The following is a 24877-nucleotide window of genomic DNA, read 5'->3' as shown; positions in this document are numbered from 1 at the left end:
TAAGCAGGGAAATTTTCAAGCGGAGGCTGCGAATGCCGCCTCCGTTTGGTCAGAAAATAATCTTGTGACGTCCGGCCAGAGAGTGCGACAGCGTGGTGCCGTCAACCATCTCCAGCTCGCCGCCAACCGGCACGCCGTGAGCGATACGGCTGGCGTCAACGCCGTACTGCGCGCACAGCTCGGCGATGTAGTTGGCGGTTGCCTCCCCTTCCACCGTGGGGTTGGTGGCGAGGATCACCTCTTTGATGGTCTCGGACTCCAGACGCTGTTCAAGGCGATCAAGACCGATATCATCCGGGCCAATACCGTCCAGCGGGGAGAGATGCCCCATCAGCACGAAATAGCGGCCAGAAAACTGCCCGGTTTGTTCGATGGCATAGATGTCCGCCGGACTCTCCACCACGCAAATCTGACCATTCTCCTGACGACGCGGATTCGAGCAAATATTACAGACGTCCTGCTCGGTAAAAGTACGGCAATCCGCACAGTGACCAATTTCTGACATGGCGCGGGTCAGAGCCTGCGCCAGGCGCATCCCGCCGCTGCGGTCGCGCTGCAATAGCGTAAACGCCATACGCTGCGCCGACTTCGGGCCTACGCCCGGCAGGCAGCGCAACGCTTCCATTAACTGCGTGAGCAGCGGACTGGTTTGCATCAGAACGGCATCTTGAAGCCCGGCGGCAGTTGCATACCGCTGGATACAGAGGCCATTTTCTCTTTCTGGGTTTCGTCGATACGGCGAGCGGCATCGTTGAACGCGGCTGCAACCAGATCTTCCAGCATCTCTTTGTCGTCTTCGAGCAGGCTTGGATCGATTTCAACGCGGCGGCAGTTATGCGCACCGTTGATGGTCACCTTGACCAGACCGGCACCGGATTCACCCGTGACTTCCAGCTGAGCGATCTCTTCCTGCATCTTCTGCATTTTTTCCTGCATCTGCTGAGCCTGCTTCATCAGGCCACCCAGACCGCCTTTTCCACCAAACATAGGCTTCTCTCTCTTTCACGTTTAACGATGACAACCGTAAGTCAGACTCACGATCAAATGGGGCGAATACTCTCTTCATCCAGATCGGCGTCGAAGAACCGGCGCAGGGTCTGGATGTTGTTATCCGCTATAATCGACTCACGCGCCTGCGCGAGTTTCTCTTCATAAATGGCCTGGCGCCACTCCAGTGGCGTTCGCACCGCCGGATTATCATCTTCAATGATAGTCAATTCAACCGGTGCACCCTGCAATGTGGCCAGCGCCTCCGCCAGCGCTTTTTGTGCGCCGGGGGAGTTCAGATGCCGTTGACCAGGACGCAGATGCAGACGCACCTGATTACCGTCCTGCTCTTTCCAGGCATTCAGCGCGACCTGCTCGACCAGCTTAGGCAAATGCAGTTTACTGACCTCCGCGGCCCAGGCGTCACGCGCGATAGACTCTTCCGCGAGCTTCGCGGAAAGCTCCGGTGTTTTTTCATGCTCCAGCGCTTTCTTCAGCGCTTTTGGCGTGGCAACCTCTTTCTTCACCTCTTCGACGATGGTCGTCGACTTCCAGCGGTAAGCCTCTTCTTTCACCGGGGCTTTTTGCTCGAGCGCGGACGGTGCCGGGCGCGCCTGTACGCGCTCCGTTACCGAGGCCAGTCGTTCAAGCGCGGCGTTGTTAACCGGCCGCGCTCTTCCTGGCGCTGCCGGTTCACTCTTTTTTGGTTTGGTTGCTCCCTGCGCTCGCTGCAACTGGCTGCGGGCGGCAAGCACCGAACTGGTGGCATCCGACAGCGGTACATTTTGCGGCGGCGCTGCCGGCTGTGCTGGCACCTGCTGCGGGGACATCACTGCCGTTGGAGCGGTCGGGGCGAATGACTGCCGGGGCACTTCAGGCTCTGGCAGCGGCATACGCGGGTGGAACGCCAGCGCACGCAGCAGCGTCATTTCAACGCCCATTCTAGGATCCGGCGCAAACGGCAGCTCTTTACGGCCAATCAGCAAGGTCTGGTAATAAAGCTGTACGTCAGCAGGCGGCACGGTTCGCGCAAGTTCACGCATCCGCTGTTCAATGGCCGCCATATCCGCCCCCATTGCTGACGGAGAGAGCTGAAGCATCGCTACACGGTGCAGCAGGCTAAGCATCTCGACCAGTAGGGCTTCCCACTCAACGCCACGGGCTGCAGCGGCATTCACCAGCGACATGACGCGCTCACCGTTCGCGGCGATCGTGGCTTCAATCAGGGACAGCGCCTGGTCGTCGTCCAGCGTGCCGAGCATGGTGCTGACCGCCTCCGTCGACAGTTTACCGTCACCGCTGGCAATGGCTTGATCCGTCAGACTGAGCGCATCGCGCAGGCTACCGTCCGCTGCACGGGCCAGCAGTTGCAGGGCGCGCGGCTCGTGGACAATGTTCTCTTCGTCGAGAATGTGTTCCAGCTGAGTACGGATCTGTTCAACGTCCAGCGCCTTCAGATGGAACTGCAAACAGCGCGACAGAATCGTCACCGGCAGCTTTTGCGGATCGGTGGTCGCCAGCAGGAATTTCACATGCGCAGGCGGCTCTTCCAGCGTTTTCAGCAGGGCGTTGAAGCTGTGACGTGACAGCATGTGCACTTCATCGATCAGATAGACCTTGAAGCGGCCACGCGCCGGGGCGTACTGCACGTTATCCAGCAGGTCACGGGTATCTTCAACTTTGGTGCGCGAGGCGGCGTCGATCTCGATCAGATCGACAAAGCGCCCCTGTTCGATCTCACGGCAGTTGTCACACACGCCACACGGCGTGGCGGTGATCCCGGTTTCGCAGTTCAGACCTTTTGCCAGCAAACGGGCAATAGAGGTTTTACCGACGCCGCGGGTACCGGAGAAGAGATAGGCGTGATGGATACGACCTAGCGACAAGCCGTTCGCCAGGGCCGTCAGCACATGTTCCTGACCGACAACGTCGGCAAAGGTTTGTGGTCGCCATTTACGGGCTAACACCTGATAACTCATGGGCAGGCTCTGCAACGCTGGAAGGTGAATTAATGGAGGGGAATGCTATCACAACCTCACCCATTGAGCGAGGTTGTGAGAAACGGGATTAATGACCCGGGAAAGGCACCAGGCTGTAGCTGGTAATACCCTGTTTTTCCAGGCGCTGTTCGCCGCCCAGATCGAACAGATTGATGATGAAGGCCGCATCGGTCACTTCACCACCCAGGCGACGAATCAGCTTCACGGTCGCTTCGATAGTGCCACCGGTTGCCAGCAGATCGTCCACCACCAGCACTTTGTCGCCAGGCTTAATGGCATCGACGTGGATTTCCAGCTGATCGGTGCCGTATTCCAGCTCATAGCTCTCCGCGATGGTTTCACGCGGCAGTTTGCGCGGCTTACGCACTGGCACAAAACCTACGCCCATTGCCAGCGCCACCGGTGCGCCAAACAGGAAGCCACGGGCTTCGGTACCTACTACTTTGGTGATCCCGGCGTTTTTATAACGCTCTACCAGCAGTTCAATGCTGAGCGCGTACGCTTTCGGGTCTTCCAGCAAGCTGGTGACATCACGGAAAAGAATGCCAGGTTTTGGATAGTCCTGGATGCTTTTGATGCTGTTTTTCAGATATTCAAGCTGCTGTGCAGTTGCGGTCATCGGTTTGTGCCTAAATGAAACAGTGTTACTCACAGCGCGCAAAGAGGCGGTAAAGGTAACAATTGTTTAACCTTTAACCAGGCGCGCCTGTGCTCGAAAACGGTCGAATTTACTGGCTGCGCGCAATAATTGCAACAGCCATTATAAGGCTTCAGTGCTTTTGTTGCTTTTCATCAACCACGGGGATCCGCCACATAAAGATAAGCAGGCAGGTCAGGATAACCAGCAGCAGGATCCGCACCCACATCATTTTCACCAGCCATAATGAAATGGCGAAGGTGATGAGGATGACTGCAATCGCACGCGGCTTTGCGCCAGGCGGCATGGCCCGGTGTTTCTGCCAGTGGCGCAGATAGCCGCCAAACCACGAGCGATACAGCAGCCAGTGATGAAAACGCGGGGATGAGCGGGCAAAACACCAGGCTGCCAGCAGAATAAACGGCGTCGTGGGCAAAAGTGGCAAAACCACGCCCAGGGTGCCTAACACTACCGCCAGCCAGCCAATGATGATTAAAATAGTACGCTGCATAATGCGAATCGTTATCAAACTGAACGGCTACTTTACCACTGGAGCGCGCCTTGAAAATAGCCCTGCTTTTAGAGACGCTGCAAAATCAGCTCGTTGCCCTGCGCACGCAGGCGTCACCGTTGATGCAGCATGCGACGCTCAAACCGCGCTTTGACCGGCAGTTATTTCATACGCGAAGTACGCTGATGAAAGACTATCTTGATGAGGCGCAGACCAACCTCGACGAACTGCGACAGGCCGTGAATGACGGTAAACATGAGCAGGTGGCCTGGCTTGCGGAGCATCTCACCAGTCAGATCACCGCCTTGCACCGGGAGATCGCAGCCTGGCCCCTGCGTACCTGGGATAGCGCGTCGCCCGGCCTCGGTAAATGGCAGCGCAAACGGCTGGAGCATCAGGAGTTTGAACGCCGTCTGTTTGAGATGAAGCGCGAGCGGGAAGCACGTCTGAACAACAGTGAAACGCTGGAAGAGCAGCAGTTATTGATGCGCGAAATCGACGCGCTGGATGGACGTCTTGTCCGTTGCCGTCAGGCGCTGGATGAGATCGAACGCATCATTGAACGCCTGACCCGTTAAAAGGAGCCACACATGTCGCTGGAAAATGCCCCCGATGAGGTCAAACTGGCCGTCGATTTGATTATGCTGCTGGAGAATCATGAGATCCCGGCTGAGACGGTGCTGAAGGCGCTGGAGATTGTGCGGCGGGATTTTGAGGGAAAGGTGAAGGCCGGTTGCCCTCACCCTAACCCTCTCCCGCAGGGAGAGGGAAAATAGTTCAGGCGGGAGTCGGATCGTCACCCTTAATCTCACGCTTCACTTCCGTATGCTCGTCACCTTTCTCGTTATGCAGGTGAACCTCAAGCTGGTTGAAAGCAATATTGATATTGTTTTCACGGCACAGACGGTCGATGGAGCGGTTCAGTTCATCCACGGTGTAGCTGCGATCGCGAAGCTCACGCACGTATAAACGCAGCTCGTGATCCAGCGTGCTCGCCCCAAAGGTGGTGAAGAAGACGTCTGGCGCCGGCTCGTGCATAACCTTTGGATGCTCTTTTGCGGCCTTCAGCAATACCTCTTTCACCTTATCCAGATCCGAACCGTAGGCTACGCCGAGGCGGATCACCACACGCGTCGTCGTATCAGAGAGCGACCAGTTGATCAGACGCTCGGTCACGAACGCTTTGTTCGGGATGATCACCTCTTTGCGATCGAAGTCGGTAATAGTGGTCGCACGAATGCGGATCTTGCTGACGGTACCGGAGAAGGTCCCGATGGTCACCGTATCGCCAATTCGCACCGGACGTTCGAACAGGATGATCAGGCCGGAAACGAAGTTACCGAAAATCTCCTGCAGGCCAAAACCGAGACCCACAGAGAGCGCTGCCGCCAGCCACTGCAGTTTGTCCCATGACACGCCCAGCGAGCCGAAGACCGTCATCGCCCCGACAATAATAATGACGTAGTTGAGGATGGTGGTAATGGCATAGGACGCCCCCTGACGCAGGTTCAGGCGCGACAGCACCAGCACCTCCAGCAGACCCGGCAGGTTTCGAATCAGCGCCCAGGCCACCATCGACGACACCACCGCAAACAGCAGGCTGCCCATGGTGACGCTCTTCATCACCGCAGCGCCTGCTTCGGTCCCGCTGTACTGCCAGAGGGTGATACTGTCGAGATAGGCAAAGACGGTAATCAAATCAGACCAGATGGCCCAGAACATCACCGCGAACAGGGCAATCATCACCAGCATGGTGATACGCAGCGTCTGTTGGTTAACCTGCTCCAGCGCGATGGTCGGCTCTTCCTGCGGCTCCGCGCCTTCGGCGCCCTCTTTCACCTGATGCTGACGACGCGCAATGGCGCGGCGATAAGCGATACGGCGAGCCGCCACGCTCAGGCCGCGCAGCACGGTCTGGTAGAGCAGGTTCCAGACAATCACCAGATAGACGGTTTCTATCCAGCGGCCGGACAGACGCAGCGTGGTGTAGAAGTAGCCCGTCGCCGTGAGCACCATCAGCGCCAGCGGAATGATTGCCAGCACCGTGACGGTGGCGAGGCGCAGGTTGTGGGACTCTTTATCACGCCAGCTATCGCGGCACATCGGCCACATCAGGATGGCAATCAACAGCAGGTTCAGCAGAATGACCAGCTGACCCAGAACGTCATCCATCAGGTGCAGCGGAGAAAGCTCGGAAACCACCGACCAGAAGTGCAGCGGCAGGAGCGCCAGGCTGATGCGGACAATCTGACGACGCCAGTGGCTGGTCAGTTGCTGTGGCATATTGAAGTGACGCACCGCCACGCCGTCTTTTTCCAGCACCTTCCAGCACAGACCAAACACCAGCCAGAACAGGGCCAGCTTTTTACTGAAAGCCCACAGCAAATCGCTGACGTTGAGCTGCATGGTGAGCAGGATCAGGCCAACAGCAAGGATGATCAGGCACACCGGCAGCGCGCGAATGAGATCGATCAGAATCGCTTTTGGCGTATGCAGCTGGCTGTCATTTCGCAGTTGCCCCACTTCTGAGGCCAGCTTCGCCTGATAGTTCTTCAGCCATCCCAGACGCCAGCGGATCACGCCCGCAATCAGCAGCAGCGGTAATCCCGCCAGGAAGGCAATCATCATCGCGGGCCAGGCTTTCTCCCAGTTCCCGGTGATTTTCATGCTTTTAATCTGCGTTTTCAGCGTTTCGGGGAAGGATTTAATCCAGTCCCAGTCCATCGGTTTGTTGCTGTTAACCCAGAAAATCTGCTGGGTTAAAATCTCCTGCAGACTTTTAGAAACGCTCACCAGCTGCTGCTGGTTGATCTGCAGGTTAATCGCCATCATCAGCTGATTACCCAGCTGTTTATTGAGCTGGTCAAGCAGCTCGCGGCGCATATCCACCACCTGCAACAGTGCGTCGTGCACTTCCGGGTTCACTTCACTGGAGTGGCCCTCTTCTATTTTGGCGACAAAGGTATCGCTCTGGAAAAGGGCATCGCGCTGCTGGTTGACGTCAAACTGTTCCAGACGTAAATCCGCAATGCGGTTGGTCATGTCCTCGAGCTCGTCGGCAGAGGGCAGCGTCTGCTGTTGCTGATAAAGAATGCGTGACAGCAGAAGGCTGCCTTTCAGCACCGCAATTTGCTCTTTGATGTTACGTTCCGCCTGGAGCGCGCGGTCCAGCCAGTTTTTAACTTTAATGTTCTGTTGAACCAGCGAGTTACCGTTTTCGGTCGCCTGAATCAGGCGCTCGCTCAGCTGATGGTTCGCATCGAGCTCCTGCTTCACTAGCGGATTGGCCTGGATGCGGGCGGTTTCGTCCGGCGATACCGCCTCCTGGGCGGTTTTTTCCGTCAGCGTCAGGCGCTTGCTGTTCACCGCCTCCTGCAACAGCTGAAGCTGATGTTCCAGACGGTTAATGTTGGCGGTCACGTAATCACGCTGTTTTTGTAGCGTGTCCTGCAGCACCGTATTCCCTTCCAGGCTTTTACGCTGCTGTTCAATTTGCGCATTCAGTAACGACTGCTGAACCAGCAGCAGCGTTTGCTGCGTCGGGCGCAGCGTGCCTTCACCCACCGTGGTGCCGTTCAGGCGGTTACGGATTTGCTGCAGCTGCTGAGACGCGGCGTACATTGCGTTTTGCACGCGCTCGGGCTGAGTCTGCAAAGAGACAAGCTGACTGTTGTAGGTGGCGAGATCCGACTGTGCAGTTTGCAGATCGTCGAGCAGTTGTGCGACGCGCGACTCCAGCTGACGCAGCGACAGCGTTGCCAGCGTTTTGCGCGTTTCGTCGTCGTTATCCACGTCGCTCAGGGCATTTAGCGAATCCGTTGCTTTACGCATGTTTTCAGGCGCCTGCGCCACCTTCTGACGAAGCTGGGTGGTTTCCGCTTTGACGCGCTCAATTTTATCCAGTGATTCCAGCGTTTCCGTCAGATCCTGCTGAACGAGTTTGTCCTGCGGCGTGAGATCTTTTTGTTTATTCAGGGCGTCGAGCTGCGACTGAACATCAGCACGTGATGGAATGTCATTGCCGTTATCGGCGCGGGCCCAGGAAAGCGGTGCCGTTGCGAAGAAAAACAGCGTCGCGAAGAGTAGTGCAAGAACAGGATGTTGCGAGCGATTGGTGTGCAGCATAGTCGTGAGTGATGTCAGAAGATGACCGAAAATAGTCCGGCGTGCAGAATATCACGCTCGCCTGAAGCAGAATAGCGCGAACGTGAGCCTCTGAGATAAATCCTGGAAATGGCTCAGGCAGTGAGCGAAGGCGCGTCGCTGCGCAGCGTCGGGCAGAGTTGTAGCATTTCCAGTAAAATCGCCACGTAGCTGCGGGCTTCCGCTTTTAAGTCAAAGGATTGCGGGGCGAAAAGCCAGTTTTCCATCAGGCCCGAAATGTAGCTGCGCATCAGAATAGCCGCCCGGCGGGTCAGGAGATTGGCCGGTAGCAGTTTAGCCTGCATGCACTGGTTCAGGTTCTGTTCAATGCGGTCATAGCTTTCCAGGCTAAGGCTGCGCTGCGCCTGCTGCACAACAGCCATCTCTCCCACAAACTCACATTTGTGGAAAATAATTTCCATCATTAACCGACGGCGCTCTTCAACTACCGTCGCTTCAAGGATATATACTAATATTTCTCTTAATACTGAGAGTGGATCGTCAGGGAATTTTGCCCGATACTCACTCTCGAGATCGCTAATGCTGGACTCTGAAAGCTCCCAGATTTCACTGAACAGATCTGACTTGTCTTTAAAATGCCAGTAAATCGCTCCCCGCGTAACGCCAGCGGCCTGAGCAATCTGTGCCAGCGAGGTTGACGAAACACCTTGCTGAGAAAATAAGCGGATTGCCACATCCAGAATGTGTTGTCGGGTTTCAAGCGCTTGTTGTTTGGTTTTTCGTGCCATAAGTGGGTGAATTTACAGGCGTCAGATTTACATACATTTGTGAATGTATGTACCATAGCATGACGATAATATAAACGCAGCAATGGGTTTTTGGACTCAGGACCATTGATCAATTTGAAATCGGACACTCGAGGTTTACATATGAACAAAAACAGAGGGTTAACGCCTCTGGCGGTCGTTCTGATGCTCTCAGGCAGCTTAGCGCTTACAGGATGTGACGACAAACAGGCTCAACAAGGAGCGCAGCAGATGCCAGAAGTTGGCGTTGTGACGCTCAAATCCGAACCTCTTCAGATCACCACCGAATTGCCTGGCCGCACAAGTGCTTATCGCATTGCAGAAGTTCGTCCTCAGGTGAGCGGCATTATCCTGAAACGTAACTTTACCGAAGGCGGCGATGTGCAAGCCGGTGAGTCTCTGTATCAGATTGATCCCGCAACGTATCAGGCGTCGTATGAAAGCGCGAAAGGCGACCTGGCGAAAGCGGAAGCGGCGGCCAAAATCTCTCAGCTGACGTTGAATCGTTACAAAAAACTGCTCGGTACGCAGTACATCAGCCAACAGGACTACGACACAGCCCTGGCGGATGCACAGCAGGCTAACGCGGCCGTTGTGGCAGCAAAAGCAGCTGTCGAAACCGCGCGCATCAACCTGGCCTATACCAAAGTGACCTCCCCTATCAGCGGTCGTATTGGTAAATCCTCCGTGACGGAAGGGGCGCTGGTACAAAACGGTCAGGCCACAGCGATGGCAACCGTGCAGCAGCTTGATCCGATCTACGTTGACGTGACGCAGTCCAGCAACGATTTCCTGCGACTGAAACAAGAGCTGGCAAACGGCACCCTGAAGCAGGAGAACGGCAAAGCCAAAGTGGAGCTGGTCACTAACGACGGCATCAAATATCCACAGGCGGGTACGCTGGAATTCTCTGATGTGACGGTCGACCAGACCACCGGTTCCATCACCTTACGTGCGATCTTCCCGAACCCTGACCACACCCTGTTGCCAGGTATGTTCGTTCGCGCACGTCTGGAAGAAGGCACTAACCCAACCGCACTTCTGGTTCCACAGCAGGGTGTGACCCGTACGCCACGCGGCGATGCGAGCGCACTGGTTGTTGGCGCTGGTGACAAAGTCGAAATGCGCAATATCACTGCTACGCAGGCGATTGGCGATAAATGGCTGGTGACGGACGGTCTGAAAGATGGCGATCGCGTGATTGTTACTGGTTTGCAAAAAGTTCGTCCTGGCGCGCAGGTTAAAGCACAGGAAGTGAAGTCTGACGATAAACAACAAGCTTCGGCCGCTGGCCAGTCAGAACAAACCAAGTCTTAACTTAAACAGGAGCCGTTAAGACATGCCTAATTTCTTTATCGATCGCCCCATATTCGCATGGGTGATCGCCATTATTATCATGCTGGCCGGGGGACTTGCGATCCTGAAGCTGCCTGTTGCGCAATATCCGACCATTGCGCCACCGGCGGTGACGATCTCCGCAACCTACCCGGGGGCGGATGCGAAAACGGTGCAGGATACCGTTACGCAGGTTATCGAACAGAACATGAACGGTATCGATAACCTGATGTACATGTCCTCAAACAGTGACTCCACCGGTACGGTTCAGATCACCCTGACCTTCGAGTCTGGTACTGATGCTGACATCGCGCAGGTTCAGGTGCAGAACAAACTGCAGCTGGCGATGCCGCTGCTGCCGCAGGAAGTACAACAGCAGGGTGTGAGCGTCGAGAAATCGTCCAGTAGCTTCCTGATGGTTGTTGGCGTTATCAACACCAACGGCACCATGACGCAGGAGGATATTTCCGACTACGTGGGCGCCAACATGAAGGACGCCATCAGCCGTACTTCAGGTGTGGGTGACGTTCAGCTGTTTGGTTCCCAGTACGCGATGCGTATCTGGATGGACCCGAACAAACTGAACAACTTCCAGCTGACGCCGGTTGACGTCATCAACGCCATTAAAGCGCAGAACGCCCAGGTTGCAGCCGGTCAGTTAGGCGGTACGCCGCCGGTGAAAGGCCAGCAGCTTAACGCGTCCATCATCGCGCAAACCCGTCTGACCTCCGCCGATGAATTCAGCAAAATTCTGCTGAAAGTGAATCAGGACGGTTCGCAGGTTCGCCTGCGTGACGTGGCAAAAGTGGAGCTGGGTGGCGAAAACTACGACATCATTGCGAAGTTTAACGGCAAACCGGCTTCCGGTCTGGGTATCAAACTGGCGACCGGTGCTAACGCCCTGGACACCGCAACGGCTATCCGTGCAGAACTGAAGAAGATGGAACCGTTCTTCCCGTCAGGTCTGAAGATCGTTTATCCGTATGACACCACGCCATTCGTTAAAATTTCGATTCACGAAGTGGTTAAAACCCTGGTAGAAGCGATCATCCTGGTCTTCCTGGTGATGTATCTGTTCCTGCAGAACTTCCGCGCGACGCTGATTCCAACCATCGCCGTACCGGTCGTCTTGCTCGGAACCTTCGCCATACTGGCAATATTTGGCTACTCGATAAACACCCTGACGATGTTCGGGATGGTGCTCGCCATCGGCTTGCTGGTGGATGACGCCATCGTGGTGGTAGAAAACGTCGAGCGCGTCATGGCGGAAGAAGGTCTGCCGCCGAAGGAAGCAACCCGTAAATCCATGGGCCAGATCCAGGGCGCGCTGGTCGGTATCGCGATGGTGCTGTCCGCCGTATTTATTCCGATGGCCTTCTTCGGGGGCTCTACCGGTGCGATTTACCGTCAGTTCTCCATCACTATCGTTTCTGCGATGGCGCTGTCGGTGCTGGTGGCGTTGATCCTGACGCCTGCGCTGTGTGCAACCATGCTGAAACCGATTCAGAAAGGCGGTCACGGCGAGCACAAAGGGTTCTTCGGCTGGTTTAACCGCATGTTTGATAAGAGTACGCACCACTATACCGACAGCGTAGGGAACATTCTGCGCAGCACCGGTCGTTATCTGCTGCTCTATATCATCATCGTGGTGGGCATGGCCTATCTGTTCGTTCGTCTGCCAAGCTCGTTCCTGCCAGATGAAGACCAGGGCGTATTCCTGACGATGGCGCAGCTTCCGGCGGGTGCATCGCAAGAACGTACCCAGAAAGTGCTGGATGAAGTGACGGACTACTACCTCACCAAAGAAAAAGCGAACGTTGAATCCGTGTTTGCGGTTAACGGCTTTGGCTTTGCGGGTCGTGGCCAAAACACCGGTATCGCCTTCGTTTCACTGAAAGACTGGTCCGAACGTCCGGGCGAAGAGAACAAGGTTGAAGCGATCACCGGCCGTGCAATGGGCACCTTCTCGCAGATTAAAGATGCGATGGTCTTCGCCTTTAACCTGCCAGCGATCGTTGAACTGGGTACGGCGACCGGTTTCGACTTCCAGCTGATTGACCAGGGCGGTCTGGGCCACGAGAAACTGACTCAGGCGCGTAACCAGCTGTTTGGCGAAGTGGCTAAACACCCTGACCTGCTGGTCGGCGTGCGTCCTAACGGCCTGGAAGATACGCCGCAGTACAAGATCGACATCGACCAGGAGAAAGCGCAGGCGCTGGGTGTATCCATCAGCGACATCAATACCACACTGGGCGCAGCCTGGGGCGGTAGCTACGTTAACGACTTCATCGACCGCGGTCGTGTGAAGAAAGTGTACGTGATGTCTGAAGCGCAATACCGTATGTTGCCGAACGATATCAACAACTGGTACGTTCGCGGCAGCGATGGCCAGATGGTGCCGTTCTCAGCCTTCTCGACGTCGCGCTGGGAATACGGTTCACCGCGTCTGGAACGTTATAACGGGCTGCCATCCATGGAAATTCTGGGTCAGGCCGCGCCGGGTCGAAGCACCGGTGAAGCCATGAACCTGATGGAAGAGTTAGCCAGCAAGCTGCCTGCGGGTATTGGCTATGACTGGACCGGTATGTCCTATCAGGAACGTCTGTCCGGTAACCAGGCCCCTGCCCTGTACGCCATTTCACTGATTGTGGTGTTCCTGTGTCTGGCGGCACTGTATGAGAGCTGGTCAATTCCGTTCTCCGTTATGCTGGTGGTGCCATTGGGGGTTATCGGTGCGCTGCTGGCCGCAACGTTCCGTGGACTGACCAACGACGTGTACTTCCAGGTAGGCCTGCTGACAACCATTGGCTTGTCGGCGAAGAACGCGATACTTATCGTCGAATTCGCCAAAGATCTGATGGAGAAAGAAGGTAAAGGCCTGATCGAAGCCACGCTTGAAGCTGTTCGTATGCGTCTGCGCCCTATTCTGATGACCTCACTGGCATTTATCCTCGGGGTACTGCCGCTGGTTATCAGCTCTGGTGCGGGTTCCGGCGCACAGAACGCGGTAGGTACCGGGGTAATGGGCGGTATGATCACCGCGACCGTACTGGCTATCTTCTTCGTACCGGTGTTCTTCGTGGTGGTTCGCCGCCGCTTCAGCCGGAAGAATGAAGATATTGAACACAGTCATTCGGTAGAACCTCACTGATACCGGTTTCACATGATAAAAAGGCCGCATTAGCGGCCTTTTTCATTTCTGAAAAAAATCATAAAATACGCTTATTGTCGTTTTATTTATTTTATGCCATGTTTAAAAGGCATATCATAATTAGCAGAAAACTTAATGGGCGAACTCAGGATTGTTTTAATTCCATTTCGCCGCTTAACTTATTAGGAATATTCCTAATAACAAGTCCATACAAAGAAAATTCTGAATCCGGACTTTTTCCGCGTGTTTACGCTAAATCAATGAAACGTAAGGAAGCGAAAAAAAACCAGCGTTAATTTGGATAAAAGTGTTCACCTTAGGATGTACTATTGCGTAAACGCTCGCAGACTCTGATTTTAATTGTAATTTTTCGTAATAGCGCGGTGAAATCCTGATCAGAGTGGCTTATAGTTAGAGTGAACAGGAGCACAGCACCCGTAGAGCTAAGTAGGTTGTATCCATCCCGACAATGATGTTCGGTGAGTAAGAAATCACTCAGACGGGGATGCGCTATGGACGAGTACTCGCCAAAAAGGCATGATATCGCGCAGTTGAAATTTCTCTGCGAATCCTTGTACCATGACTGCCTTGCCAATCTTGATGAAAGTAATCATGGCTGGGTGAACGATCCAACATCGGCCATCAATTTGCAATTGAATGAGTTGATAGAGCATATCGCGACCTTCGCACTTAATTATAAAATTAAGTACAATGAAGATAATAAACTGATTGAGCAAATTGACGAATACCTGGATGACACCTTTATGTTGTTCAGCAGCTACGGCATTAACGCGCAGGATTTGCAGAAATGGCGTAAATCTGGAAACCGGCTATTCCGCTGTTTCGTCAACGTGAGCAGAGCTAACCCGGTTAGCCTTTCCTGTTAAAATTATTACAATGACTAAGGTGAATTTATGTCTGATAAACCACTCACAAAAACCGATTATTTGATGCGCTTACGACGTTGTCAGTCAATTGACACACTCGAACGCGTGATTGAAAAAAATAAATACGAGCTTTCTGATAATGAACTGACCGTATTTTATTCAGCCGCTGACCATCGTCTTGCCGAGCTGACCATGAATAAACTGTATGACAAAATCCCGCCTTCCGTGTGGAAATTTGTCCGTTAGTTGTTGCAGTGTGTCTGTAGAGGTTCTACGCCACTCTCTTAGTTGTTTATACCTTTCGAATTACGATCCCGGTGTTAAAGCCAGGTCTCCGTGTAAAACGTGATCATTAGCAACAATGTTGTGACTTTAGTCACACGCGCTTTTCGGGAACGTTCCCTTCCTGGCTTATCCCGATTACCCTGCGGTAATCGAACCCAGAGAGGCATCCTATGAGCGTAGAAAAACAGAAAATGATTGCGGGTGAACATTACCGTCCTGGTGATGAAACATTACGGGCCGACCGACTGCGCGCCCGCCATCTGGTTCACCGCTATAACCACTCCGCCCCCGATGAGAAAACAGAACGCCAGAAGATTCTGGCGGAACTGCTGGGGCAAAGTGAAGGGGCTTATATTGAGCCAGCTTTCCGTTGTGACTATGGCTATAACATTTTCCTGGGCAAAGAATTTTACGCTAACTTCGACTGCGTGATGCTCGATGTCTGCCCTATTCATATTGGTGATAACTGTATGCTCGCGCCTGGCGTGCATATTTATACGGCCACCCACCCGCTGGATGCCGAAGAACGCAACAGCGGAGTGGAATACGGTAAACCCGTGCGCATTGGCAATAATGTCTGGATCGGCGGACGAGCGGTGATTAACCCGGGCGTCACGGTGGGGGATAATGTGGTGATTGCCTCCGGCGCTGTGGTGACAAAAGATGTCCCGGCCAATGCCGTCGTCGGGGGTAATCCGGCGAAAATTATCAAAATGCTGTGAGGATGTGGGGAGTCAACTGTTATGGTCTTTCAGCGCGTAACTGTTACTTTTTTCAGTCAAATGGCTCCCCTAAAATAGGCAGATCCTCTGTATTCAACAATCATGAAGGCAAAAAATGACCGAAATACAGCGCCTGCTTACCGCCACCATCGACGATCTCAACATCCGCGAAAAGCGCGATAATCGCCCGCGCTTTAGCATTAGCTTTATTCGCAAACATCCAGGCCTGTTTGTCGCAATGTATGCCGCCTGGCTGGCAACGCTGATTGTCATGCTGAAATCCGAAACGCTGGTGGACTCCGTCTGGCTGCTTGTGGTGCTGTTTGTGGTATTTAACGCGTTTTTCTTTTTTGACGTGCATCCGCGCTATCGTTATGAAGATATCGACGTGCTCGATTTCCGGGTCTGCTACAACGGCGAGTGGTACAACACCCGTTTTGTCCCGCCGGAACTGATCGACAGCATTCTGCACTCCCCTGCAGTAGAAACCGAACAAAAAGAGAAACTGCAAAAAATGGTCTCAACCAAAGGCCAGCTCTCTTTCTATGATGTCTTTACCCTTTCCCGCCCTGCTGTTGCGTGATCAGTATCTGTATGCGTCGGATAGCCGACGCATACAGTGAAGCGGATGTGTTCCCGTAGCCTAATACCAGACCGCTCTGCCCCTGTTTTGTATCAAGGTAATACCCGCTCAATGCCGCTGGAGCCAGCTGATACGCCCTGGCCTGTTCCACCAGTTGCCTGTCGTCGATTCCGTCAATCGCCACCGTCAGATGCATGCCCCCTTCCCCCGCCAGAATCCGGTGTGGTACATGAAGCTCCGCATTCAGAGCCTCACGCAGCTGCCGGTAGCGTTTACGATAGAGACGACGCATGGCTGCCAAATGGCGGGCATAGTGACCCTCTTCAATGAACAGCGCCAGGGTACGCTGCTCAGCACGATGTCCGCCGCGCAATAACGAACCGATGGCCGGGCGTGCCGCTTTCGCCAGCGCCGGGGGGAACACCATAAACCCCATTCTGAGCGACGGGAATAACGTTTTGCTGAATGTACCCAGATAAACAACGGGCGCATGGTTAATCATTCCCAGCATCGCCGGTACCGGCTCACCGCTATAACGAAACTCGCTGTCGTAATCATCCTCGATAATCCAGGCGTTATGTTGTCGCGCCACATCCAGTAACGCCAGACGCCGCCGCGCGCTGAGGACACTTCCGTACGGAAACTGATGTGAAGGTGAAGTAAAAATAAGCGAAGGGGACGGCGCCTCTGTTCCTTCCCAGCACATGCCCTCTCCATCAACCGGTATTCCCGTTATGGCTAAACCCGCTTTCACAAAGGCGCTTTTTGCGCCGGCATAGCCGGGATCTTCCACCCAGGCAACATCGCCCGGCTCACTCAACAGCAGAGTGCAGAGGTTCACGCCTTCCAGTGCGCCTTCGGTGATCACAATCTGGCTGGCGTCGCAGTCAATCCCGCGGGAAAGCGCAAGGTGGCGGGCAATGGCCGCCCGCAAAGCAGGTTCCCCGGCGGGATCGCCGTAGCCCAACAGGGCACTTCCCTCCTCCCGCAACACGCGATCGTACAGGCGCCGCCAGAGCGGCAAGGGAAAATAGTTGATGGCCGGTGTCCCCGGCGTAAAGGCCAGAACCGGCGTGCTACGCGGTACAGGGGCAGGCAGTGCGCTAACCCGTCCGGCAAGCGCAACCGCAGGTGCCGGTAAATCCTGCGCGAGCTGACGGGCCGCCAGCGGTGCCACCCGCGTTCCCTGGCGGCTACGCAACAGATACCCTTCGAGCGTGAGCTGTTCCAGTGCCCCATTAACGGTGTTTCGGGAAAGGGAGAGGTGCCCGGCCAGCGTCCTGGAACCAGACAGGCGACTACCGGACTGTAACCTGCCGGACAATATGTACTCCCGCAATGAAAGATAAAGCGTGCGCTGCAGCGTCTCTTGTCCGCGGTTTTTCAGCGCCGTATTCAGCAAGGTATACAGTTCATCGCCTGGAATATTCATCGCCCCTCCTCGTGGTACCACCAAAACATAGCCTGTTGGTCCTTTTTAAGGAACCACTTCTTCACTAGTCTGGAACTCTTTACAACGTCACGGAGATGAAGATGAATACTTTCAATCAGTTTGGGCAGCCGGTGGGCGAAGCGCTAATCGACTGGCAGCCGCGTCAGCACCCTTCCCGGGTGGTCCTTCAGGGCCGCTACTGCTGGCTTGAGCCGCTGCAGGTGGAGCATGCCGGTGCGCTGTTTGCCGCTTATTCGCTCGCCGGGGATACCCGAAGCTGGACATGGCTTCTGCGTGAACCCGATGCCACGGCAGGAGAATTTGCCGCATGGGTGGCAAGCGTGAGTGAATTATCAGACCCGATACACTTTACCGTCTTCGATAATCAGACCCGCTCCCCGGTGGGAACCCTGGCCCTGATGCGTATCGACCCCAAAAATGGCGTTGTGGAGGTGGGACACGTTCATTTCTCCCCGCTGTTGAGCCGCACGCCAATGTCTACCGAAGCGCAGTTTCTGCTGATGCAATACGTGTTCGATACTCTGGGTTACCGGCGTTATGAGTGGAAGTGCAACAGCCTGAACGAGCCTTCCCGCAAGGCTGCGCTGCGTCTGGGCTTTTTGTTTGAGGGTCGTTTTCGCCAGGCGCTGGTCACCAAAGGCCATAACCGGGATACGGACTGGTTTTCGATTATCGACAAAGAGTGGCCAGCGCTGGCGAGCGCCTTTGAAAGCTGGCTTGCCACCGACAATTTTACTGCCGATGGCAAACAGAAAAGATCCCTGGAAAGCTGGCGTGAAACGGGCGTCTAGCGTCTTTTTTTACGTCCCTGCACCGCTTTAAAGCGCGGGTTTGATTTGCAAATCACATACAGGCGTCCCTTACGTTTGACTATCTGGCAATCCGGGTGACGCTGTTTCGCACTCCGCAACGAGTTAAGTACTTGCATGATCACCCCCGCTTCGCATTAAGAAAGCCGCCAAAACGTTTACGGAAGCGCGCCGCGCTGCCATCCGTCGAGAAGGTTTTCTGTTTGCCGGTATAAAACGGATGCGATTTTGAAGAGACCTCGATGGTGATGTAAGGATAGGTTTCACCGTCGAGTTCAATTTCGCGGTCAGTCTTGATGGTTGAAACAACTTTAAAGTATTCATTGGCGCTGGTGTCGTGAAACACCACGGTGCGATAGGCTGGATGGATATTGGGTTTCATCGTGAATTACTCATGTTTTGTTATAACATAACAAAATAATATCCAGGCTCTGCGGTAAAAACAACCCCCGAGAGTGCATCACATTTCCGACGATATTTTTTGATTTCACTGCTGCGGAACGAAAACCATGACGCTCACGTGCTATAACTATATCATTTCGCGGTAAAAACTTTCTCCTCTGGCAAGCGTCTCAGTGCCCTGGAGTGGGCATATGAGGAAGGACACGGCAGCATGAAAACCCGACATCTGGTCAGCCTGGTGACTGGCATACTGATCTTTTCTGTGCTGATACCGATTTGCCTCAGTATCTGGCTGGCGCATCGCCAGGCGGAAGAAAAATTTGTCGATGCGCTGGACAGCTATGCCTCACGCGTGCTGTTGCGTACGGACAGGGTTGTTGGGCAGGCCAAGGAAGCGCTCACGCAACTGCAGACCTTTAAAGGCCCTCCCTGTAGCCATCTGCATTTACGGGAAATGCGCCGGATCGCCTTCTCGTGGCTCTATGTTCAGGAAGTGATCTACACCGATAACCTTAAACCGCTGTGCTCGTCGCTGGAACAGGTCAGCAAAGCGACTGCGTTCCCGCCGCCCATGCGCATTACGGAAGATGGCTATAGCGCGTGGCTTACGAGGCCAAATGAACTCGGTTTCAACCGCAACATGGCCGTGCTGGGGCAAGGACATTATCTGGTACTGGTCGATCCCGCCTCGCTGGTGGATGTGATCCCCTTCGCCGATATTTCTATCGATGCCGCCCTGGTAGCGAACGCAACGCATCTCGTGTTCTCCAGCAGCAGCAAACTGGATCCGCACATCCGTGACATGATTAAAGATCAGGAGATGGTCAGTGTTGAGTACAACGGTGCAATGTACGTCATGAAGCCCGTACCGGAGCTGGGAATAAACGTTGTTGCATGGGCTGCGCTGAAACCGCTGGCGGAAACCTGGCACCGGCAACTCCTTTTCTGGCTGCCGTTTGGCATGCTGATAAGCCTGCTTGCCGCCCTGTTTGTTCTGCGGATATTGCGTCGCATCCAGTCACCGCGTAACCGCCTGCTTGATGCCATCAATAACCGCGAATTCGAGGTTTACTACCAGCCTATTGTGGCGCTCTGTAGCGGGAAAATAGTGGGCGCAGAGGCGCTAACGCGTTGGCCTCAGCCTGACGGGAGTAGCCTGTCGCCTGACAGTTTCGTCCCGCTGGCGGAACAAACGGGGCTTATCTCGCGCCTCACGCATCTGGTGATCGAAAAAGTGTTCGAGGATATGGGCAACTGGCTGCATCTCCATGCCGATCAGCATATCTCCGTCAACCTCGCGCCTGCAGATTTAACCTCCGGCAAGCTGCCGCCGCTTCTGAGCCAGCTACTCAATAAATGGCAAGTCCGCCCGGAACAGATAGCGCTTGAATTAACCGAACGCGGCTTTGCCGATCCCAAAATCAGCGCACCGGCCATCGCCGCTTTTCGCCGTTCGGGCCACGCCATTTACATCGATGATTTTGGCACGGGCTATTCCAGCCTGAGCTATCTGCAGGATCTGGACGTCGACACGCTGAAAATTGATAAGTCGTTCGTGGATGCGCTGGAGTACAAAAACGTAACGCCACACATTATAGAAATGGCGAAATCACTGAAGCTGGCGATGGTTGCTGAGGGCGTGGAAACCGCAGGGCAGCTCGCCTGGCTGCACCGTCACGGCGTGCAATACGGGCAAGGCTGGTACTACAGTAAGGCGCTGCCAAAAGCGGAATTTATGGCATGGGCAGAAAATAACCTTAACGCCCCTTCTACTTCAGATAAGATTTGATCACCTGTAAAACCACGCCAAGATCGGCCTCACGCTGATCTTCCTCAGGCTCTTTGACGACGTGATCGGTTAAATGGCCTTCGATCACCTGCAGCATCATGCCATTCACCGCACCGCGGATCGCGGCCAGCTGCTGTAATACCTCGGCACACTCATGCTCGTCGTTACTGAGCATTTTTTCCAGCGCGGTGCTCTGCCCCTGAATTTTCTTCAGGCGAGTCAATAACATCTTCTTGTGACGAACCGTATGTGACATCTCTGCATCCTTCTTCTTCTGGCGGATAAAGCATAACACGCCCTACTCCCCCTGAGTATTTTTCTACTGGGGGGTAGTATTCAACTACTGGGGGGGAGTACTATCTGCGCACCTTTTCCAGTGCGGATTTTGTAATGAACGATTTTGCTTCTCTTCTGCAACAGGGCAACGCATGGCTATTCATTCCCAGCGCGATCCTGCTCGGTGCCCTGCATGGTCTTGAGCCGGGCCACTCTAAAACAATGATGGCGGCCTTTATTGTGGCGATCCGCGGCACGCTGAAACAGGCGGTATTATTGGGGCTGGCGGCCACGCTTTCCCATACCGCGGTGGTCTGGATCATTGCCATGGCGGGATTATGGTTTGGTCGCGGCTGGGATGCGCAAACCTCTGAACCCTGGTTCCAGCTTATCTCTGGGGTATTGATCGTTTTGATCGCGCTGTGGATGGCGTGGCGTACCTGGAAGGAGAATCAGCCGCACGATCATCATCACCACCATGACCATGACCATGACCATGACCATGACCACCATCATGATCATCACCATCATGGACATCAACTGGTTGCAGAGGAGTGGCAAGACGCCCACCAGCGCGCCCATGCGCAGGATATCAATCGTCGTTTTAACGGACAAAACGTCACCACCGGGCAAATTGCGATGTTTGGGCTGACCGGCGGGTTGATCCCCTGCCCGGCGTCAATCACCGTCCTGCTGATCTGCCTGCAGCTCAAGCACTTTGCCCTGGGCGCCACGCTGGTATTTAGCTTCAGTATTGGTCTGGCGTTAACGCTGGTGGCATCGGGCGCGATTGCCGCGTTAAGCCTTAAACATGCGACAAAACGCTGGCCGGGGTTCAGCGAGTTTTCACGCAAAGCACCGTGGTTCTCTGCGGCACTGATTATCCTGGTGGGGGGTTACATGATCCTGCACGGGTTAGGCGGTATCCTGGCCTGAACCAGGCGGCCAACGCGTGGCCGCCACCGAAGGTCAGTTGAGGTTCTGACGCCAGCTAAAGCGATAGCGAAGCTGGCGATTTTGCAGGATGAATTCCGGCGAGACGCTGGGGCTCCAGGAGTCATCTCCACCCACGCCCATATGGAACGCATCAAGATTGAGCCAATACCCCGGCTCGTCACGCAGCAGATGGTGATGGGTTGTCTCACGCAGCTGTTGCTGGCTGTAGCGGCTCACAGAGAAATGGAACTGCCCGTTCAACTGATGCGTCCCCAGCACCAGTTCACGGGTATCGCACCGCAAGCCGTTTTCCGTCGGGAAGATGTACGGCGTATGCATTGCCTGCAGCGGCAACGTCCAGCGCCCCTGCTGTGCTGCCAGCTTTCTGTCCGGGTAGTTTTCATGCGGCCCCAGCCCCAGCCAGTGAACGACTTCCGGCGGCCGGGCAAGATGCATGCTCAGGCCAATACGCGCAGGCTCCGGAATATCAGACGCAACCTCTACTTCAACCTCACCGTGCAGCACACCCTGATCGTCCACTCGCCAGACTTTACGGCTCAGGAACAGCGCTTTGCCGAGATGTTCCCAGGCATGCAGCGTCGTGACTACCGCCTCGCGGGCATGCTGCTCTCCTTCACAACGCAGCAACCGCGGGGTGATGTCGTACATCCCCGCTGCCTTCCAGCGCTCCACCCATGCATTTGGATCGATACGCGTGGCCTCGCTGACCCCGATATCATTGTCCAGCGGCGCGCGGGTAAAGTTATCCGTCAGCGGCGAGAGCAGCGTTTCAACGCCATTGTTCAGCCACTGCGTCAGGTGTCCTGAGGTACGGTCAACTATCCATCGCTGCTGCTGGTGCGTCAGGGTCAGCATCTCATCGGTTTGCGTCAGTACCGGCGGCACACCCACCGGTGCGGGCGGGGCGATAAACAACGGTGCCGGGAGTGGCCATTGATCCCACGCGCAGCGATGGTTTTCCGGTGACCACGGCGTCGCCTTCAGCTGGTACACCTCTACATTCAGCCAGACCTCGCCCGGCTCCGCCGTCAGCGCGGGCAGCGAGATGTCCAGACGCTGAGTCTCCTGAGGCGCGATGGAGAGCGTAACCTCCCCCTTAGCCAGCACCGTTCCGTCACGGGTCACCGACCATCTGAGCAGCTCGTTATCCGTATGACGGAACAGGTAATCGCTTTGCACGTCCACCACCAGCGGAGAAGTGCTTACCCGCGTAAAGGTGAAGAACTGCTGCGCACGCTGAGCCTCATACAGTGCCGGGTGCGACGTGCGATCGGGGAATACCAGCCCGTTAAGGCAGAACTGTCGGTCATTGGGTGTATCACCAAAATCGCCGCCGTAGGCCCAGAATGGGGTGCCATTTTCATCTTTCTTCGTCAGCGCCTGGTCGACCCAGTCCCAGACAAATCCTCCCTGCAGACGCGGATGGCTACGAAACGCCTGCCAGTATCTGGCGAAGCCGCCAAAGCTGTTGCCCATTGCGTGGGCGTATTCGCAGAGGATCAGCGGTCGGGTTTCATCCGGCATCCCGATCCATTTTTTAATGGACCATTTCGGCACTGCCGGGAACGGCTGATCCTGATCAACACGGGCATACATCGGACAAATGATATCGGTCGCCGCCGTATTCGCTCCACCGCCTTCATATTGAACCGGGCGCGTCGGATCGGTGGTTTTTAGCCAGCGATACAGCGCGTCGTGGTTTGCACCGTGACCAGACTCATTGCCCAGCGACCAGATGATAATGGAAGGATGATTACGATCGCGTTGCACCATGCGGGTCACGCGCTCGCTCATGGCGGGCAGCCAGCGGGGATCGTCAGCGAGACGACTCATCGGCACCATGCCGTGGGTTTCGATATTGGCCTCGTCAACCACATACAGGCCGTAGCGATCGCAAAGCCGGTACCACAGAGGATGGTTCGGGTAGTGCGAGCAGCGCACGGCGTTGAAGTTGTGCTGCTTCATGATTTCGATATCGCGACGCATCGTCGCTTCGTCCATCACCTGGCCGTTTTCCGGGTGATGTTCATGCCGGTTGACCCCGCGGATGAGCAGTGGCTTGCCGTTGAGCTTCAGCAGGCCATTGCTGATTTCAACACGGCGGAAACCCACATCACAGGCTTCAATCTCCAGCACCTCACCCTGCGGGTCCAGCAGCGCGATCGTCAGCCGATAAAGCGCTGGGGTCTCAGCACTCCATAAAGCGGGTGACGCAACCGGGATCGCCACCGTCAACCGCTCGGCCCAGTTGCCGCGTTCATCCACAATGGCCGAGCCTGGCTGCCGGGTGGCGCTGGCACAGCGTTCACCGTTGCGCCAGAGCGTTATTGCCACCTCGCACTCCGTAAAGTGAGCGCCCGCCAGGGCAACATCCACCTTCAGCACGGCGCGATCCAGCTCCGCATTGAGGTCGGTGACCACCTGATAATCCGCGATGTACGTCTCCGGCTTATGCAGCAGCGACACATCGCGGAAAATCCCGCTCATGCGCCACATGTCCTGATCTTCCAGATAGCTTCCGTCGCACCAGCGCAAAACCATCACGGCCAGACGGTTCTGACCAGCACGCAACACGTCCGAGAGATCGAATTCGGCCGGCAGACGGCTGTCCTGGGAATACCCCACCCACTGACCGTTGCACCAGAGATGAAACGCCGAGTTTACGCCATCAAAGATAATGCGGGTTTGCCCGCCCTCGAGCCAGGCGTCCTCCATCTCAAATGTGAGCGAGTAACAACCGACCGGATTCTCTGCCGGAACAAAGGGCGGATTGACGGGAATGGGATAGGTGACGTTGGTGTAAACAGGTGTATCAAACCCCTGCATCTGCCAGTTTGACGGCACCGGCATCGCAACGGCATCCGGGCAATCTTCGCCTGTCCATGCCTGCGGAACCTGCTCAGGTGCAGAAAAGAAACTAAATCGCCACTCCCCATTCAGGGAACGTCGGCTGATGGATGCCGCGTCCTCTCTGGCGGCGTGTTCATTACGCCAGCTGTGAAATGGCGCATGCGCCGCCAGCCGGTTCCACTGGGTGACGCCGGGATTTTCCCAGTCCCGACGGGCCAGAAGTGCGCTGAGAGTCAGCGAGACAGTATTGGACATGTTTTCCTCTTTGCGAAGCGCTCACAATTTTACTCAACATGCCCTGGCAAACTGCCGCGGTAAAGCGTGGGATCGCCG

General features: G+C 55.2%; 23 protein-coding genes and 1 other annotated feature. Of the genes, 11 read left to right on the top strand and 12 right to left on the bottom strand.

Translation table 11 applies throughout. From position 1 onward, the window contains the following. Positions 1 to 49: 49 nt before the first annotated feature. The 5 genes from recR to PUZ33_RS13035 all read right to left on the bottom strand — a co-directional run bounded on the left by recR (position 50) and on the right by PUZ33_RS13035 (position 4135). The gene (recR, locus tag PUZ33_RS13055) at positions 50 to 655 is read right to left on the bottom strand and encodes a recombination mediator RecR (RefSeq protein ID WP_013095898.1); all 606 of its coding nucleotides are present in this window, start codon (positions 653 to 655) and stop codon (positions 50 to 52) included. Then, complete coding sequence (locus PUZ33_RS13050) at positions 655 to 987, bottom strand: YbaB/EbfC family nucleoid-associated protein (protein ID WP_003858972.1); 333 nt, start codon at positions 985 to 987, stop codon at positions 655 to 657. Before PUZ33_RS13050 ends, recR begins: the two co-directional genes overlap by 1 nt. Positions 988 to 1040: 53 nt before the next feature. Beyond that, on the bottom strand, positions 1041 to 2966 hold the full coding sequence (gene dnaX / locus PUZ33_RS13045; RefSeq protein ID WP_020685009.1) for a DNA polymerase III subunit gamma/tau: 1926 nt from the start codon (positions 2964 to 2966) through the stop codon (positions 1041 to 1043). Continuing rightward, positions 1647 to 1711, bottom strand: a sequence feature (DnaX frameshifting element). Its footprint overlaps the gene before it by 65 nt. Positions 2967 to 3054: 88 nt before the next feature. Next, the gene (apt, locus tag PUZ33_RS13040; RefSeq protein ID WP_000127359.1) at positions 3055 to 3606 is read right to left on the bottom strand and encodes an adenine phosphoribosyltransferase; all 552 of its coding nucleotides are present in this window, start codon (positions 3604 to 3606) and stop codon (positions 3055 to 3057) included. 151 nt (positions 3607 to 3757) lie between these two features. Further along, entirely contained in the window at positions 3758 to 4135 is a 378-nt protein-coding gene (locus tag PUZ33_RS13035) for a DUF454 family protein (protein ID WP_013095896.1), read from the bottom strand. A 50-nt stretch (positions 4136 to 4185) separates the two neighbouring features. On the opposite strand from PUZ33_RS13035, the gene priC reads away from it, so the two are divergent. Further along, complete coding sequence (gene priC / locus PUZ33_RS13030) at positions 4186 to 4713, top strand: primosomal replication protein N'' (protein ID WP_038418819.1); 528 nt, start codon at positions 4186 to 4188, stop codon at positions 4711 to 4713. Positions 4714 to 4725: 12 nt separating this feature from the next. Further along, positions 4726 to 4911 (top strand): pleiotropic regulatory protein RsmS, encoded by a 186-nt coding sequence (gene rsmS / locus PUZ33_RS13025; RefSeq protein WP_023620091.1) that lies wholly within the window; start codon positions 4726 to 4728, stop codon positions 4909 to 4911. Between the two features lies 1 nt (position 4912). Here rsmS and mscK read toward each other — a convergent pair whose 3' ends face one another. Further along, positions 4913 to 8260: a mechanosensitive channel MscK gene (mscK, locus tag PUZ33_RS13020; RefSeq protein ID WP_058681169.1), complete on the bottom strand. Its 3348-nt coding sequence runs from the start codon at positions 8258 to 8260 to the stop codon at positions 4913 to 4915. Positions 8261 to 8373: 113 nt separating this feature from the next. Further along, entirely contained in the window at positions 8374 to 9027 is a 654-nt protein-coding gene (gene acrR, locus PUZ33_RS13015) for a multidrug efflux transporter transcriptional repressor AcrR (protein WP_013095892.1), read from the bottom strand. A gap of 141 nt (positions 9028 to 9168) precedes the next feature. On the opposite strand from acrR, the gene acrA reads away from it, so the two are divergent. From acrA to PUZ33_RS12985, 6 genes are all read left to right on the top strand, one after another. Continuing rightward, entirely contained in the window at positions 9169 to 10362 is a 1194-nt protein-coding gene (acrA, locus tag PUZ33_RS13010; RefSeq protein WP_023620093.1) for a multidrug efflux RND transporter periplasmic adaptor subunit AcrA, read from the top strand. A gap of 22 nt (positions 10363 to 10384) precedes the next feature. After that, positions 10385 to 13531 carry a multidrug efflux RND transporter permease subunit AcrB gene (gene acrB, locus PUZ33_RS13005; RefSeq protein ID WP_013095890.1) on the top strand — a complete coding sequence of 1049 codons (3147 nt, stop codon included), beginning with the start codon at positions 10385 to 10387 and terminating at the stop codon, positions 13529 to 13531. Between the two features lie 512 nt (positions 13532 to 14043). Then, positions 14044 to 14418 carry an Hha toxicity modulator TomB gene (tomB, locus tag PUZ33_RS13000; protein ID WP_008499288.1) on the top strand — a complete coding sequence of 125 codons (375 nt, stop codon included), beginning with the start codon at positions 14044 to 14046 and terminating at the stop codon, positions 14416 to 14418. Between the two features lie 27 nt (positions 14419 to 14445). Then, complete coding sequence (locus PUZ33_RS12995; protein WP_013095889.1) at positions 14446 to 14664, top strand: HHA domain-containing protein; 219 nt, start codon at positions 14446 to 14448, stop codon at positions 14662 to 14664. Between the two features lie 209 nt (positions 14665 to 14873). Beyond that, entirely contained in the window at positions 14874 to 15425 is a 552-nt protein-coding gene (maa, locus tag PUZ33_RS12990) for a maltose O-acetyltransferase (protein WP_013095888.1), read from the top strand. Positions 15426 to 15540: 115 nt separating this feature from the next. Beyond that, entirely contained in the window at positions 15541 to 16008 is a 468-nt protein-coding gene (locus tag PUZ33_RS12985; protein WP_013095887.1) for a YlaC family protein, read from the top strand. Here the strand turns inward: PUZ33_RS12985 and pdxR are convergent. Further along, positions 15980 to 17440 carry a MocR-like pyridoxine biosynthesis transcription factor PdxR gene (gene pdxR, locus PUZ33_RS12980; RefSeq protein WP_048970693.1) on the bottom strand — a complete coding sequence of 487 codons (1461 nt, stop codon included), beginning with the start codon at positions 17438 to 17440 and terminating at the stop codon, positions 15980 to 15982. The two genes, PUZ33_RS12985 and pdxR, sit on opposite strands and share 29 nt — an antisense overlap. 101 nt (positions 17441 to 17541) lie before the next feature. Here pdxR and PUZ33_RS12975 point away from each other — a divergent pair, with 101 nt between their 5' ends. Beyond that, entirely contained in the window at positions 17542 to 18252 is a 711-nt protein-coding gene (locus tag PUZ33_RS12975) for a GNAT family N-acetyltransferase (RefSeq protein WP_023620096.1), read from the top strand. On the opposite strand, the gene ykgO is transcribed toward PUZ33_RS12975, so the two are convergent. Further along, complete coding sequence (gene ykgO, locus PUZ33_RS12970; RefSeq protein WP_003859006.1) at positions 18249 to 18389, bottom strand: type B 50S ribosomal protein L36; 141 nt, start codon at positions 18387 to 18389, stop codon at positions 18249 to 18251. The genes PUZ33_RS12975 and ykgO overlap by 4 nt on opposite strands. A 2-nt stretch (positions 18390 to 18391) precedes the next feature. Further along, complete coding sequence (locus PUZ33_RS12965) at positions 18392 to 18652, bottom strand: type B 50S ribosomal protein L31 (protein ID WP_274205320.1); 261 nt, start codon at positions 18650 to 18652, stop codon at positions 18392 to 18394. Positions 18653 to 18883: 231 nt separating this feature from the next. On the opposite strand from PUZ33_RS12965, the gene PUZ33_RS12960 reads away from it, so the two are divergent. After that, the gene (locus tag PUZ33_RS12960; RefSeq protein WP_023620097.1) at positions 18884 to 20461 is read left to right on the top strand and encodes an EAL domain-containing protein; all 1578 of its coding nucleotides are present in this window, start codon (positions 18884 to 18886) and stop codon (positions 20459 to 20461) included. Here PUZ33_RS12960 and PUZ33_RS12955 read toward each other — a convergent pair. Continuing rightward, a complete protein-coding gene (locus tag PUZ33_RS12955) occupies positions 20442 to 20717 on the bottom strand; it encodes a metal/formaldehyde-sensitive transcriptional repressor (protein ID WP_014830896.1) in 276 nt (91 codons plus the stop codon). The genes PUZ33_RS12960 and PUZ33_RS12955 overlap by 20 nt on opposite strands. Before the next feature lie 134 nt (positions 20718 to 20851). Between PUZ33_RS12955 and PUZ33_RS12950 the strand changes: the two genes are divergently transcribed. Further along, positions 20852 to 21673 (top strand): nickel/cobalt efflux protein RcnA, encoded by an 822-nt coding sequence (locus PUZ33_RS12950; protein ID WP_058681170.1) that lies wholly within the window; start codon positions 20852 to 20854, stop codon positions 21671 to 21673. 33 nt (positions 21674 to 21706) lie between these two features. Here PUZ33_RS12950 and PUZ33_RS12945 read toward each other — a convergent pair whose 3' ends face one another. After that, positions 21707 to 24799: a beta-galactosidase gene (locus tag PUZ33_RS12945; RefSeq protein ID WP_058681171.1), complete on the bottom strand. Its 3093-nt coding sequence runs from the start codon at positions 24797 to 24799 to the stop codon at positions 21707 to 21709. Positions 24800 to 24877 lie beyond the last annotated feature (78 nt).

This window comes from Enterobacter cloacae complex sp. 2022EL-00981 (assembly GCF_028737495.1).
Classification (GTDB): Bacteria; Pseudomonadota; Gammaproteobacteria; order Enterobacterales; family Enterobacteriaceae; genus Enterobacter; species Enterobacter cloacae.
This window is presented reverse-complemented; position numbering and strand designations above follow the sequence as displayed.

Bases quoted from the DNA above. Each gene is read 5' to 3' on its own strand.
- recR (WP_013095898.1), bottom strand. From the start codon at position 655: ATGCAAACCAGTCCGCTGCTCACGCAGTTAATGGAAGCGTTGCGCTGC.
- PUZ33_RS13050 (WP_003858972.1), bottom strand. From the start codon at position 987: ATGTTTGGTGGAAAAGGCGGTCTGGGTGGCCTGATGAAGCAGGCTCAG.
- dnaX (WP_020685009.1), bottom strand. From the start codon at position 2,966: ATGAGTTATCAGGTGTTAGCCCGTAAATGGCGACCACAAACCTTTGCC.
- apt (WP_000127359.1), bottom strand. From the start codon at position 3,606: ATGACCGCAACTGCACAGCAGCTTGAATATCTGAAAAACAGCATCAAA.
- PUZ33_RS13035 (WP_013095896.1), bottom strand. From the start codon at position 4,135: ATGCAGCGTACTATTTTAATCATCATTGGCTGGCTGGCGGTAGTGTTA.
- rsmS (WP_023620091.1), top strand. From the start codon at position 4,726: ATGTCGCTGGAAAATGCCCCCGATGAGGTCAAACTGGCCGTCGATTTG.
- mscK (WP_058681169.1), bottom strand. From the start codon at position 8,260: ATGCTGCACACCAATCGCTCGCAACATCCTGTTCTTGCACTACTCTTC.
- acrR (WP_013095892.1), bottom strand. From the start codon at position 9,027: ATGGCACGAAAAACCAAACAACAAGCGCTTGAAACCCGACAACACATT.
- acrA (WP_023620093.1), top strand. From the start codon at position 9,169: ATGAACAAAAACAGAGGGTTAACGCCTCTGGCGGTCGTTCTGATGCTC.
- acrB (WP_013095890.1), top strand. From the start codon at position 10,385: ATGCCTAATTTCTTTATCGATCGCCCCATATTCGCATGGGTGATCGCC.
- tomB (WP_008499288.1), top strand. From the start codon at position 14,044: ATGGACGAGTACTCGCCAAAAAGGCATGATATCGCGCAGTTGAAATTT.
- PUZ33_RS12995 (WP_013095889.1), top strand. From the start codon at position 14,446: ATGTCTGATAAACCACTCACAAAAACCGATTATTTGATGCGCTTACGA.
- maa (WP_013095888.1), top strand. From the start codon at position 14,874: ATGAGCGTAGAAAAACAGAAAATGATTGCGGGTGAACATTACCGTCCT.
- PUZ33_RS12985 (WP_013095887.1), top strand. From the start codon at position 15,541: ATGACCGAAATACAGCGCCTGCTTACCGCCACCATCGACGATCTCAAC.
- pdxR (WP_048970693.1), bottom strand. From the start codon at position 17,440: ATGAATATTCCAGGCGATGAACTGTATACCTTGCTGAATACGGCGCTG.
- PUZ33_RS12975 (WP_023620096.1), top strand. From the start codon at position 17,542: ATGAATACTTTCAATCAGTTTGGGCAGCCGGTGGGCGAAGCGCTAATC.
- ykgO (WP_003859006.1), bottom strand. From the start codon at position 18,389: ATGCAAGTACTTAACTCGTTGCGGAGTGCGAAACAGCGTCACCCGGAT.
- PUZ33_RS12965 (WP_274205320.1), bottom strand. From the start codon at position 18,652: ATGAAACCCAATATCCATCCAGCCTATCGCACCGTGGTGTTTCACGAC.
- PUZ33_RS12960 (WP_023620097.1), top strand. From the start codon at position 18,884: ATGAAAACCCGACATCTGGTCAGCCTGGTGACTGGCATACTGATCTTT.
- PUZ33_RS12955 (WP_014830896.1), bottom strand. From the start codon at position 20,717: ATGTCACATACGGTTCGTCACAAGAAGATGTTATTGACTCGCCTGAAG.
- PUZ33_RS12950 (WP_058681170.1), top strand. From the start codon at position 20,852: ATGAACGATTTTGCTTCTCTTCTGCAACAGGGCAACGCATGGCTATTC.
- PUZ33_RS12945 (WP_058681171.1), bottom strand. From the start codon at position 24,799: ATGTCCAATACTGTCTCGCTGACTCTCAGCGCACTTCTGGCCCGTCGG.